This window comes from Dyadobacter frigoris, assembly GCF_005280585.1.
Lineage (GTDB): Bacteria > Bacteroidota > Bacteroidia > Cytophagales > Spirosomataceae > Dyadobacter > Dyadobacter frigoris.
The window spans coordinates 402016-415572 of sequence record NZ_SZVO01000002.1; the positions used below are offsets into that span (position 1 = coordinate 402016).

The following is a 13557-nucleotide window of genomic DNA, read 5'->3' on the forward strand; positions in this document are numbered from 1 at the left end:
TGCGTGACACGAAAACTCACATATCTATATTTTCTGCTTTTACCAGTAACAAGCGCTTTTGCTATTACGCAGGTAGTCTCTCTGTGTCTGATATTATTGGTCGTGCTGGTACTCCTTTTAGCTTTTGATATCTATAAAGGTGAAAGCAGTATCTATGTTAGTAAAACCGATGGGATTATATTGGGCTTTTGGCTTGTTACTGCCGTTAGCTTCGTATTAAATCTTGGAATATACTCCAGTAGTAAGCCATTTAATCATATTTTCGCCTATACCTATGTAATTTTAGGAAACTACTTTTTATTTAAGAACATATTACTTAATCAATTTAAAAGAAAGGAAATTTCTTTTGAGAAAATATCATACTTCATTGGGATCGGTGTTTTGATCACTTCTGTTTTTGGACTAATTGAATTTTTCGGAAAAAACATATTTTTTATAAATATAGACGACTTCGTTCCACGCGCCGCAGTTCAAGATTACGTACCTTTAACGTCTACCTTAATTAGAATACGATCATTTATAGAAGAGTCCGGACACCTTTCATTCTATTATGAACTTTTAGGACCTATTGGACTTTATGGCCTAAGAAAAAGCAGAAGACTATTTTATTTAACTCTGGTCTTAACTGTCATTTGCTTTATATTAAGTTTTAGCACTGCCGGGTGGCTAATTGTTGCAGCAATAGGCATTGTAGTTTTACTTTTTTATATAACAAAATTCCTAATCCAATCAAACGAAAAATCGAATCTTTACCCCCTGGTAAAACTTATTTCTATTTCTCTCTTATTATTTTTTATATCATTTTATATTTATAATGAAATTGGAAAGGCATTTGTAGAAAATACGATTTTTGTTAAACTAACAAGCTCCGGCTCAGCGGATGACCGGACAGACAGAGCCGTTGAAGCATATAACGCACTACTTAATTCCAACTTCTTCCAGCTGATATTAGGTCATGGACCCGCAGCCTACGATTCCTTACATTTTACTGCGGCAACATTAATTCTTTATCAAGTATTTGCTTTGGAGTCAGGCATATTAGGTTTATTCCTGTTTTTATCTTTTATGGCAGCCAACATCTATCAGGCGTTCTTTATTAAAAATCAAACACTCAAAATAATCTTCATATCTTCTCTTTTTGCTGCCCTATTTCATTTTATTTTCATAGGTAATTATTACTATCCATGGCTCTGGGTTCTTATTATTTTATCTCAAATCGTTAAACAACAACAAAAACCAACTACATGAACGGGAAGAAAAAAATTATCTATATCATTCACGATTTAAAAATAGGTGGCGTTGAAACGGCACTTTTAACAGCTATTCCCCTACTCATTGAAAGATATGATTTCCGTTTAATTTGTCTTGGTATTATTGATCCCCAAATTAAGGAGCAGTTTAATAAAAATGAACTGGATTCAATTATGGCATTTAGCCCCTACAATCCTGTATCGTTTGTTAAAGTTCTAAGGTATATTTCTAAATTTCAGCCCGACCTGATGCTTGCATCACTGTGGAGGGCCAATTTATTGGCATCTGTGGCAAAGTCCTTGCGTAAAAGTCTAATCTTTATTTCCTTTAATCATAATACGCGTCTTGCCCACCTTGCTGAAAAGATTGTCCAGAACAGGTCTGTAAAGCTTGCTGAGGAAGTTTGGACTGATTCATCTTCCACAGCCACTTTCATTCAAGCCCGTTATCATTTACCGCAGCTCCCTAAAATCATCTCATTTCTTATCCGGGCTGTTCCTGCTAACGAAATTAATTTTAGCAATATTCAACAGCATAGATTTCTTTTTGTAGGCCGGGTAATCAAAATTAAAAGAATAGACCTGATTATTCTTTTTGCTCAAATGCTCAAAAAAAATAGTTTTAATTATAAAATTGACATTTTTGGGCCCGATGAGGATAATATATGGCAAACATATTCTGAAAAAATAATCCAGGAAAATTTAAATATTACCTACCACGGCCCACGGCCTTATACAGAATTAGCGGCCTTATATACAGATTACCACCATTACGTGCAGTTTAGTGACTATGAGGGAATGTCAATTTCGGTAGTTGAAGCTATGATGTCAGGCCTGGTTTGTTTTGTCAGGCCTGTGGGTGAAATTAAAAAGTATTCCAGTCATTTGGTCAGCGCCGTTCATTTGCAGGGCACCTCAGAAAAGGAATTAGATACCTTTTTTACCGAAAGCCGTCTAATTTTAAACGACGGTTCCAGAATGGCTAATATTAGCAAGTCTGCAAAGGAAAACTGGCAAAATATTCTTCTTTACAAGGAGGACCTAATTAATAATATTGATCGGACTCTAGGATATTAATTTAACCATCAACGTTGTAGAAAATTTCATATCAAGCCCAAAGACTTAAACTACAATTGTTAAAATGATTTCATTAAAGAAAAAAATTCTGTTTATTGTAACAAAATCAGAGCCCGGAGGAGCTCAAAAATTTGTTTACGAACAAATTCTTATTTCAAAAAATAATTTTGACTGTTTTCTATGCACCGATACAGAAGGATGGCTTTTTCAAGCAGCTTCTGCACATTTAGCAGGCAGCGTTTTAAATGAGAGAATCAAAGAGGTCTCTTTTTCTTTCTTCTTTACTCTTTGCAAATTTATACGTAAATACGATATCGACCTAGTGGTTTGTAATTCAGCTTATGCAGGAATATATGGAAGGCTCGCAGCAGTTTTGACCGGTAGAAAATCGATCTTCGTCTCACATGGCTGGTCATCTGTATATCAAGGAAGAGGACTCTCCGGTATTTTCAACCTGATAGAAAATGGATTAAGTACAATTGGGTCTGCCATACTTTGTATCTCAAACAACGATTATCATACCGCATTAAAAAAAATAGGAATCTCAAAAAACAGGTTACATGTTATACAAAATAAAACTTTCTCCCAACTTTCTGTTTTAAAGCCAGAATTTTCGCCAGACAAACCATTAAAGATTCTAACAGTAGCAAGACTAGATTATCCCAAACGCGTAGATCTGGCTTTGGCAGCGTTTGGAAATTATTCTGATGTACATGTGTATATAGTTGGTGGGGGATCCCAGGAAACTGCCCTTAAAGATCAGGTAAAAAATGATGAAATTTTAAATTTTACTTTTTTAGGAAGCATTGAAAATTTTTCCAGTTTTCAGGATTATGATTTATTTCTTCTGCTTTCTGACAGCGAAGGACTGCCTATGTCGGCCATTGAGGCAATGTCATGCGGGCTACCCCTACTTCTTAGCGATGTAGGTGGATGCGAAGAATTGATTGCGAACAATGGAGTTTTGGTAAAAAATAATATTGAAGCTATACGTGAGGGATTATCATACTGCTTAGATAATAGAGAACAATTCAGCACTGCGTCGCTCAACCTATTTAACGAAAGATTCAACTTAAGCCTGCATAGAGAAGAGTATATAAATTATTATAATAGTGTAATGAAAAAAAATTAGCAGATTTACAAAGAATTAATATTGAGGATGGCAAGCCAACATTTTTGATAAACAAATGAAAAATTAAAGAATAAATTTTCACATGCTAAACAAGTAAAAAATGACCGAATCACTCTATTTGGACGGAGAGTATTTAAAAAATCACCCAAACTGGCACGTCGAAGATTCGCAGTGGAAGGCTGAAAAAATAAAAATGATATTAGCAAAAAACAATATCAAGCCTACAACAATATGTGAAATCGGATGCGGTGCCGGAGAAATTTTAAATCAGCTACATAGTGCTTTTCCTGATTATTCAAATTTCGTTGGATACGATATCTCAGAAAATGCAATTGACCTTGCACAAAATAGAACAAAAGACCGACTAAAATTTATAAAAGGTGATTTACTTCTTGATCCTTCATCTAAATTTGATCTTTTGCTTACTATTGATGTTTTTGAGCATATTGAGGATTATATTGGTTTTCTTAGAAAATGCAGGGAAAAAGCGGAATATAAAATTTTTCATATTCCATTGGATATGACAGTTCAAAAAGTTTTAAGAACTGATGTTTTAAAAGACGCACGTCAGAACGTAGGACATCTTCATTATTTTACAAAAGAAACAGCACTGGCAACTTTGGTCGACTCTGGCTATGAAATTGTTGATTCCTTCTATACTCCGTGGGGATTTGAACTCGCTCAAAAAACCTTACTCAAAAAAATATTTCAACTTCCATTTCGACTTTTTTATAATATCAATCCTGATCTGGCAGTAAGAATTATGGGAGGAAGTTCTCTTATTGTGCTAGCAAAATAATTATTTTTAAAGCCCGATATTTAACATGTAAGAGTAAAATAACTATTAATAATTCAATTAGCTTTACTCTTACATTTCTTCCGAAGAAAATTTACTGATAATCTTTCCTCATCAATAAATTTTCTCAAAGCCCTCTTTATTGATAAATTATTTTTGCTGCATCTATATTAATTGTAAATTATTAATATACATTTGAGAAGTTGTAGGTTACATAATAGTCTGACTATAAACATAATATAAAATTCAATCCTCTTCTATCTTTTAAACTATCACACATCTAGTCATGAAAAAATCATTGTTATTCTTACTACTTGTATTATCAGGTTTCAAAACTTTCGCGACCAAATTTATAGTAACAACGACGTCCGATTTAAGCTCTCCAGGGGAAACAACACTCAGAGACGCAATCAATTCATTTAATGTAGCTGGGACGGGACCTCATGAAATTAATTTTCAAGTTGCCGGGACAATTGTACTCAATTCCAATCTCCCGACCATCAAGAATACTAATCTTCAAATTAATGGTTATACTGCACCCGGTTCTTCCATCGGGAGTATAAACAGTAGAAATATCACCGTTGCCATAAATTTAAATGGATACAATGGATTCAACATATACTCCGAGGGAGGTGTTACCATTTCCGGTTTATCCATTTATAATACCGGACCAATAACATCGAATATTGGTATCCAGGCCACTTATACATTTATAGCAGGGATCTGGATTTGGGGATGTTATTTAGGGATTAAAGAGACGGGAGCTGCAGACGGAACTACCAATACCAATTGTGGTATAAAGTTAATCGGTGGCAATCCCGGATCATTTTTTACTGCCACTATAGGTACAAATGGAGATGGAATGCAGGATGCTGCAGAAGGCAATGTGATTACGAATACATACTACAATCCTGACCGATATGAAGACTATAGTGTTAACTGTGGAATTGTGGCAGTTTATGTTAACGATCTGATCATAGCTGGCAATTATATTGGCCCAACTGATAAGACTGGGAATACGGTATCGATTTCAAATACCAACAAAAACGGAGGAATTTTCATCAGACAATGTAAGAGAATAACAGTCGGAACCAACGGAAATGAAGTATCCGATGCCTTTGAAGGCAATGTAATCAGTGGCAACGGACGTGACGGCATCAAACTTATGGATGTCTCAGAACTTGTAATTGCCGGAAACATCGTGGGATTGGGAAGCGATGGAAGCACCGAACTAGGTAATGGCATAATCAATGGACTTTCAACCACAATAGTAAAAACCGGAACAAATGGAATTGCATTCGCTCTGGCATCAGATTTGAATTTAAACATCAGAATTGGAACTAACGGGGATGGAAAGTCTGATGTCTTGGAAAGAAATGTCATAAGCGCCCATAAGCAAAATGTCACGGAAAATGATTTTGCTGATGGATTGGAAATAAGCAAAACTCAAAATATTCTTATTGCCGGCAACTACATCGGAACAGACATCACCGGTACGCTACCCAGAGGAAATGCGAATAACGGCATCGGTGCCTATCGGGGAACCGGAGGACAGTCAATGCAAATTAGCCAATTACTTATAGGCTACGACGACAATGTTGCCGGCACGAGTCTTGAAGTAATGCGGAATGTGATCAGCAGTAACGGGGAAAATGCAATTGAGCTTTTAAACATGACAGGCAGTACACGAAAAATTTCCGGAAACTTTATTGGCTTAAACTCCAGCGGGATCGGAAATTTGGGAAATAGAAACGGCATAAATATCAGAGGTACCGGATCTGTTCTTGTCGGGACAGACGGAGACGGGATTAATGATAATCTTGAAAGAAATTACATTTGTAATAATAGCAGTTCCGGATTGTTGTTAAATGCCAGCAACAACATTGATGACTATAATTCCCCGGGAAGAGCAATTAATACAAAAATTTCGGGGAATAACATCGGTGAAGATTTCCAATCTCAGGCAGCAGGCAACGGATACGGCGTGTTGGTCATTCATGGATCATTAAATAATATCATTGGTTCTGATGCAGGAAGCCCCTCCACAGCCAAAGGAAATATCATTGCACATAACGTTCATTCAGGCGTTGCTATTGGAAATGTGACACCGGACCTTGTCCCTGGAGAGCGTGTAAGCATCGGGAACCTTGTGAGCCGTAATAGCTTTTATAATAACGGAGGACTCCCAATCGATTTATTAGACAGAAACAAAGGCGTTGATGTGAACGATGGGATCCTGGTTAATGACGGAGTTAATGGTCCCTCATTCAATAATAGCAATAACGCCCTTGACTATCCCATATTTACAAAGTTTGTAGTTAACACCAATAATTCAATTACTGTGAGCGGGTATGTCGGCAAAGGCGGTGCATCAGAAGAAATAGCGGGCTCCACCATCAATGAAGTGTTGAATATCGAAGTGTACCTAGAAGACGACGATGGTAATCAAAACGGGGCCGTCTCTGTTGGTTTCCCAAGAACCGCCGCCCATGGAGAAGGAAAGGTATTTTTGGGAGACGTATTAACAGATAACACAGGAAAGTTTACCGATGTAACATTTAATCCCGCTTCCGCTGTCACTCAAACAGACAGAATAACAGGAACTGCTTCACGTCAATCCCCTAATAGAAGTACTTCGGAATTTGGTATTATGTCAAAAGATATAATTTTACCCGTTACGTTGATCGTTTTTCAGGCGAAGGTCCTAGATAATAAGGTTGCTTTAAACTGGTCGACCGCCCAGGAATTCAACAGTGACTATTATGAAGTTGAACGATCCTCGGATATTAAATCTTGGAAGAAGGTTGCTTACATCAAATCAATTGGCAATAGTAACAAAATAAATAAATATTCATGCCTGGACGAATTTCCTATTTCGGGACTGACTTATTATCGACTCAAACAAGTAGATTGGGATGGCACTGTAACCTACTTTAAAATTCAAAGTGTAAACATGACATCACCTGACTTCCAGATTTATCCAAATCCTGCAAAGGGCATTTTAAATATAGAGGGACCCCAGTTGAAAAATATCCAGATATTAAACAAAAACGGAGTAACCATAAGCAATATACCAATAAAGCAACTTAATCCTACCAAAGCAGTTTTGGATATTTCCCTGTTACCAAATGATATATATATTATTATAATGGGAAATCAGGCTAAAAAAATATTAAAGGATTTTTAATATTTTTTTAGCAACATCGAGTTCTAAATAATTAAATTTCTCATTGACTACGTTATACTATGAGAATAAAACTCCATTTTACTGCTTTTGTTCTCTTTAATCTATCATCATTTTATTTAGCAGGACAAAACATAAAATTAACCCTTCCCAAGTCAGGAGATTATGTTGCACCCGAAACATTTGGTGCTAAAGGTGACGGAATTGCCGACGACAGAGTCGCACTTCAGGCAGCTTTTAACGCGGCACAAACCACCATTCTACTTTCTGGGAATTACAAGATTTCAGGCCCGCTGATCGTTCCAAGTAACAAAAAGATAATAGGTCAGCAAAGTACAATAACAGCTCCCAATAGGTCATTTTTTGACGCCATAATAATTAAAGGCAGCAAAAATATTTTTATTGAAGGCCTGACGATAAAAGCCAATGATGGTGAAAATGCCTTTGATAAAGCAATTTATATTATAGATGGAAAAAATATTGTAATCGCCAACTGCACCATTTCCAATATTGGTGTTGAATCCAGCAAGCTCGAATATGGATTTGGCATTCTTGTTTCGGGAAGCTTCAAAGCCTCGCCCTCTGGCAATTTTGGATCTGAAAACATTAAAATACTCAACAATACCATTAGTAATATCAAAGGATATGGAAATGCCCGAGGAGACTTTGTGTGCATTCAACATTCTAGCCAGGTGATTATTGAAAATAATTACTTTAATAAGTGTAGTAGACAAGGAATTGCCATTGCAGATTTTGCTACAGATATCAAGATTAGCAACAATTTTATCTTAAATACGTATCTGGACGGTATTGATATAGAACCTGATAGTCCAAAGTCAATTACCGGTCATATCAGTATAAAAAATAATACGATCAGAAATTTTGGATGCAAACCAAAATTTACTATCGGGATTCAGTCCTATGGTATTGATTGTCATGCTAATCAAAGTAATATTGATATTGAAGGCAATCAAATTTTTGCAAGTAGTGACTCATCGCTTGCAGGAATAAACTGCCAGTCAGATTCCTACTATATCCGCATTGTAAATAACTCTATTACGGGAAACAATGTCTTAAAAAAAGGCATATCCCTTTACTCGGGATCTGGCGCCAAAAGTCTAATTATCGCTAACAATATTATAACAGGATTTAAAGAATATGGCATCGACAGTTACAAAAATGGAACCATTACCATCATAGGAAATCAACTAGAATCTACAATTGGAATTATTGGAATAAAAAGTAACGAATCCGAATGCATTATTAGCAATAACTTTATTACTATATCAAGTAATTCTCCAAATGTTCTTGGCCTAGCCGTTTTTCAATCCGGGATAAAAAGAATTCAAAACAACGTTGTAAAAATAAATAGTGGCATAGCCTACCAATTTGTGGTGTCAAAAGGATTTTATTCCACTGGATCTCTTTTCTCTGACAATTCTGCTATTAATTTAGGAAAAGGAAAAATTGCCTATTCTATTGAGACCGCAGACTTTGCCCCAGATTTTCAGTTTATAAATAATTATTCGGATTCAAGTTTCCCTAAAAAAGTTTTGCCTGAGCATTTTGCCATTATCTCGGAGAATGGAATATCTCCTCCTTCCAGTGGATATTATGTTAAAGGAAGTAAAATTTATAATCTTATACCCATTGAGAACGGATACACCGGTTGGATCTGTATTAATTCTGGAAGTCCAGGAACATGGAAACCATTTGGTAAAATTGCTCCCCAATAATAATCAACTATCGAATTTTATTTGAACTATAATCCATTAACAGAAAAACAAGTTACTTAACTTCCTGATGCCCTTTGTTTTCCAATACACAATTATTTTTGTTTCACCCAATATTAATACCATTTTTAGTCGATTTTGTTCCCTAAGAATAGATTTAAAATATTTTCATCTATGTATTTTAATCATTGATTATCATAATAATAATCCTAGAATATATTGAACATATTTGCGTCTTTAAAAGATATTAGTTAAAGTTTTTATTTTAACATATTATTGTATAAACTTGTAAGCAAAACACACATATATATCTTCAACACACACATCTATCTTCAGAGTTATGAGGAAAACAACTACAACCTATCACACTTGTATTCACCGTTTACGAAGCAAAACAGCCATTACAAATGAAGTTCTTATCGTAACAAGTTATGATTATTTCCTTCAAAAATTTGATCTGGCGCTTCTTTTAAAAAATTATCAGGAAGTAATTCTGATCCCACAATCCACTGATGATGATTTTTTATTAAACCAGGAAGTAAGTCCACTTCTTGATAAGTTTGAGAAAATACATTTGGTAACTAATCCTCAATATGATAGTCGTTATCATGTCATTTATGATTTAGTTGTTCGGAAAAATAAATCCATTCGAATAAATACAGTTTATGACTTTTGTGAAAATATTCTGAAAAAAGTTTACATTCCTCATGATATTAGGGAAATAAACCCAAACATTAACAGCTTGTTAAACTTTGGAAGGAGAGTTCGCTATCCTAAAAAGATAATTGATGTTTCAATTTCTGCTACATTATTTCTCTTCAGCCTCCCGCTATGGATACTTAGCTACCTACGAATAAAAATGGAATCCCCAGGACCCGTTTTTTATTTTCAGGAAAGGGTAGGTATGGATAACAAAAATTTCGGATGTATTAAATTCAGGTCTATGCGCCTGGACGCAGAAATTAACGGAGCAAGTTTTTCAAGAAAAAAAGATGAACGTATATTTTCTTACGGATCTTTCATGCGTGCCAGCAGGATCGACGAACTTCCTCAAATCATCAATATTTTTCGTAGAGATATTTCGTTAATTGGTCCAAGACCGGAGAGGCCTGTATTTACTGAAACTTTCGATGAAACAATTCCTTATTATAACATAAGGCATAATGTAAAACCTGGTATTACCGGATACGCACAGGTTATGTATCCCTATGGTGCTGGCGTTCGCGATGCCCGTCATAAATTGATGTATGATCTTTATTACATTAAGAACTGGAGTATACAACTTGAACTTAAGATAATAATGTTAACAATTTGGGTAATATTAGGCAGGAAAGGTCTTTAATATTTATTTTGACTACGCCTAATTTCAAATCTTGCCAACCTTTCCAATGAGGAAAATATCAGTACTTAACTTTTTCTTATGTTTTGTTTTAAGTATTGGTATAAACCACGCACAAGATTCAACACTAACTTATTCTTTTAGCCTTCTTGCTTCCGGGGCTAATAACAAAACTCCATATTGGTTGCAATCAAACCAATATGGAGCTATTCCACCATATGGCTCATCTATTTCAGGGCAATATGGAATTTACAAAATTTATAATCCCGGAAATCCTCGTTTATTTCAATGGTCAGCTGGGGCCCAGCTTATTACTAATGTGAGTAAATCCAGTTCTGTTTTTTTTACCGATTTGTATGTGGCTGGAAAAGCGGGGCCGCTTGAAATAAGTATAGGGCAACGTAAAGGATCAATGGGAATAACAGATAGCACCTTAACATCAGGTTCCCTGGCGATATCCGAGAATGCTCGTCCATATCCCAAAATACAAATTTCTACACCTAATTTTGTAAATATTATCCCCTTAAATGATATTATCTCATTTAAATTTTCTTACTCAGATGGTTTATTAGGTTCAGCTGCTATTAATTATGGAAATGTCAGCCAGGTTCCTAATACTTATATGCATCAAAAATCTCTTTATTTGAGATTAGGAGGTTCACGTCATAGGCTTAGCTTATACGCGGGTTTTAACCATCAGGCTATGTGGGGTGGAGAGGAGAAAATATTTACCGGTGGTTTAAAAACTCTGGAGGCTTACAAGTATGTAATTTTAGGAAAACCCTGGGCAGATAGCAGGGTAGGAAATCATTTCGGGACAATAGACGTAGCAGCAGAATGGAGAGGCAATACCTGGAATGTTTTCTTATATCGTCAAAGTATTTATGAGGATGGTTCGCTGGCAAAACTTACCAATATTGCTGACGGTCTTAACGGTTTAAGATTTAAAAGAAAACATATTGATGAAAAAGATCTTTCGTTTAAACTCAATACTGTTTTAGTTGAATTTATCTATACAAAAGAGCAAGGGGGCAGCACCTTCGACTTTGACAAAGGTATTTTTGGAAGAGATAATTACTTTAACCATTACGTTTACGCACAAGGCTGGTCATACAAAGGCAGGGCTCTTGGCACACCCTTGATAGGCCCTCAGAATATGTATCGGGATAATATTGCTCGTGACAGCTCAAACTTCACTGCAAACAATAGAATAATTGCATTTCATCTTGGCCTAAAAGCGTCCTGGAATAAGGTTGACTTATTATTTAAAGGCACTTTTTCTCAAAACTTTGGAACATATGATTTCCCATTCCCATCAGCTCTTAGCCAAACGTCACTATTAATTCGCGCAGAAAGACCAATTTCTATTTGGAATAGAAGTCTTTTAAGTATAAGTTTAGCAGCTGATATCGGTAAATTATATACAAATAACTCCGCTCTTACCATAGGATGGAGAAAGATAGGTTTTCTCCGTTAACTCTTGACCTTCCTGATAAATAACATTAAAGATATTTTAGGTCATTAAATACCTATATTCTAATTCGATGCGTAATTGCTTTTTTATCAGTTTCCTTTTTTTTACCGCGTTATTATCACACGCTCAAGACTCTACTTTCCAATATAAAACTTCTCTTGCTCTGGCTGGCTCTACTGCCCAGTCGCCTTTTTGGATGCATGCCAACCAAAATGGAGCCGTTCCTTTGAATGGTACTTTTGTAAGCGGTCAGTGGGCGGCGCATAAAATTTACAATGCCCACAATCCCAGAACTTTTCAATGGTCTGCAGGAGCCGAATTAATCACGAACTACGGAAAATCAGGACTCGGAAAATCCGGAGATTATTTTTTCACCGATTTATATGTTGCGGGCAAGATTGGACCTGTCGAGTTTCTTGCCGGTCAGAAAAAATCGATAACGGGTTTGGTCGACACACTCCTTACTTCCGGCTCTCTGGCCGTGTCGGGTAATGCCCGACCAATACCTGGTTTCAAAATTTCAATTCCTGTTTTCCTGCCTTTGGGTTTTACTAACGATTTGATTTCAATTAAAGCCTCGTTTTCAGACGGTAGATTGGGAGGAAGTCAAATTACTTATGGAAGTACCAGCTATGTACCAAACACGTATTTTCATCAAAAATCACTTTACTTTCGGGTTGGACGTCCCAATAACCTCTTTAAAATTTATACGGGCATCAATCATCAGGCCATTTGGGGTGGAGAAAATGAGATTTCACCTGTTAATCATCTTAGCACTCTTAACGCCTACTGGTACGTGGTATCAGGAAAAACACTGGATTATAGAAAAGTAGGCACCCACTTTGGAACCATAGATCTTGCCGGAGAATGGAAAGGCAGCAACTGGAATTACTTTTTGTACAGACAGAATATCTATGACACAGGCTCATTATTTAAAGCAAACAATTTTATTGACGGCCTGAATGGGATAAGAATAAAACGCATCAAACCGCTCAGCAAAAATGAAACTTATTTTTCCATCAATTCTTTTTTGTTAGAAGTGATAGGAACACAAAATCAAACCAACAATTCTCCACTGTCGGGGCTTGCAATTTTTGAGAATGGTGACTATTTCAATTCTTACATTTACCGCAGAGGTTGGTCATATAACGGAGCCTCGATAGGAACACCATTAATTCCAGGGCAAAGTTTAACCGATGGCGATCTCCCGCGTAACCAAACTAAATTTACAAATAACAACAGAGGCTGGGTTTTTCATTCAGGAATTACAGCAAGCTGGTTAAATACTACCTTTCTTTTTAAAGGAACTTATTCTCGAAATTTCGGAACTTATATTAATCCATTCGATACTGTCAAACAGCAAGTTTCTATCCAGTTAAGTGCAGAGAAAAAAATGAAATTTCTTAGAAACGGGAGTCTCATTGCGAGTTTTTATTCCGATATTGGCAAACTTTATCCAAATTCATCAAGCTTATTACTTGGCTATCGTAAAAGCGGTATGTTTTGGTGATATATAAGGTATTGTTTTGAAGCGTTAGAAAACAAAAGTTTTTATATTCAACCCTCTCGATA

The 13557-nt window shown here is 36.0% G+C and carries 9 protein-coding genes; all 9 read left to right on the forward strand.

What is annotated here, in order from left to right; genetic code table 11:
* The first annotated feature begins 3 nt into the window (after positions 1 to 3).
* The gene (locus FDK13_RS05380; protein ID WP_137338962.1) at positions 4 to 1248 is read left to right on the forward strand and encodes an O-antigen ligase family protein; all 1245 of its coding nucleotides are present in this window, start codon (positions 4 to 6) and stop codon (positions 1246 to 1248) included.
* Entirely contained in the window at positions 1245 to 2327 is a 1083-nt protein-coding gene (locus FDK13_RS05385; RefSeq protein ID WP_137338963.1) for a glycosyltransferase family 4 protein, read from the forward strand. The genes FDK13_RS05380 and FDK13_RS05385 overlap by 4 nt, the downstream gene beginning before the upstream one ends.
* Before the next feature lie 64 nt (positions 2328 to 2391).
* On the forward strand, positions 2392 to 3459 hold the full coding sequence (locus FDK13_RS05390) for a glycosyltransferase (RefSeq protein ID WP_137338964.1): 1068 nt from the start codon (positions 2392 to 2394) through the stop codon (positions 3457 to 3459).
* Between the two features lie 193 nt (positions 3460 to 3652).
* On the forward strand, positions 3653 to 4258 hold the full coding sequence (locus tag FDK13_RS05395; protein ID WP_229215913.1) for a class I SAM-dependent methyltransferase: 606 nt from the start codon (positions 3653 to 3655) through the stop codon (positions 4256 to 4258).
* A 283-nt stretch (positions 4259 to 4541) separates the two neighbouring features.
* Positions 4542 to 7442, forward strand: coding sequence for a T9SS type A sorting domain-containing protein (locus FDK13_RS05400; RefSeq protein ID WP_137338966.1), 2901 nt, complete (start codon positions 4542 to 4544; stop codon positions 7440 to 7442).
* 59 nt (positions 7443 to 7501) lie between these two features.
* Positions 7502 to 9175 (forward strand): right-handed parallel beta-helix repeat-containing protein, encoded by a 1674-nt coding sequence (locus tag FDK13_RS05405; protein ID WP_137338967.1) that lies wholly within the window; start codon positions 7502 to 7504, stop codon positions 9173 to 9175.
* 337 nt (positions 9176 to 9512) lie between these two features.
* Complete coding sequence (locus FDK13_RS05410) at positions 9513 to 10514, forward strand: sugar transferase (RefSeq protein ID WP_137338968.1); 1002 nt, start codon at positions 9513 to 9515, stop codon at positions 10512 to 10514.
* 46 nt (positions 10515 to 10560) lie between these two features.
* Positions 10561 to 11988 carry a capsule assembly Wzi family protein gene (locus FDK13_RS05415; RefSeq protein ID WP_137338969.1) on the forward strand — a complete coding sequence of 476 codons (1428 nt, stop codon included), beginning with the start codon at positions 10561 to 10563 and terminating at the stop codon, positions 11986 to 11988.
* Positions 11989 to 12055: 67 nt separating this feature from the next.
* The gene (locus FDK13_RS05420; RefSeq protein ID WP_137338970.1) at positions 12056 to 13495 is read left to right on the forward strand and encodes a capsule assembly Wzi family protein; all 1440 of its coding nucleotides are present in this window, start codon (positions 12056 to 12058) and stop codon (positions 13493 to 13495) included.
* Positions 13496 to 13557: the final 62 nt, after the last annotated feature.

Bases quoted from the DNA above. Each gene is read 5' to 3' on its own strand.
- FDK13_RS05385 (WP_137338963.1), top strand. From the start codon at position 1,245: ATGAACGGGAAGAAAAAAATTATCTATATCATTCACGATTTAAAAATA.
- FDK13_RS05390 (WP_137338964.1), top strand. From the start codon at position 2,392: ATGATTTCATTAAAGAAAAAAATTCTGTTTATTGTAACAAAATCAGAG.
- FDK13_RS05395 (WP_229215913.1), top strand. From the start codon at position 3,653: ATGATATTAGCAAAAAACAATATCAAGCCTACAACAATATGTGAAATC.
- FDK13_RS05400 (WP_137338966.1), top strand. From the start codon at position 4,542: ATGAAAAAATCATTGTTATTCTTACTACTTGTATTATCAGGTTTCAAA.
- FDK13_RS05405 (WP_137338967.1), top strand. From the start codon at position 7,502: ATGAGAATAAAACTCCATTTTACTGCTTTTGTTCTCTTTAATCTATCA.
- FDK13_RS05410 (WP_137338968.1), top strand. From the start codon at position 9,513: ATGAGGAAAACAACTACAACCTATCACACTTGTATTCACCGTTTACGA.
- FDK13_RS05415 (WP_137338969.1), top strand. From the start codon at position 10,561: ATGAGGAAAATATCAGTACTTAACTTTTTCTTATGTTTTGTTTTAAGT.
- FDK13_RS05420 (WP_137338970.1), top strand. From the start codon at position 12,056: ATGCGTAATTGCTTTTTTATCAGTTTCCTTTTTTTTACCGCGTTATTA.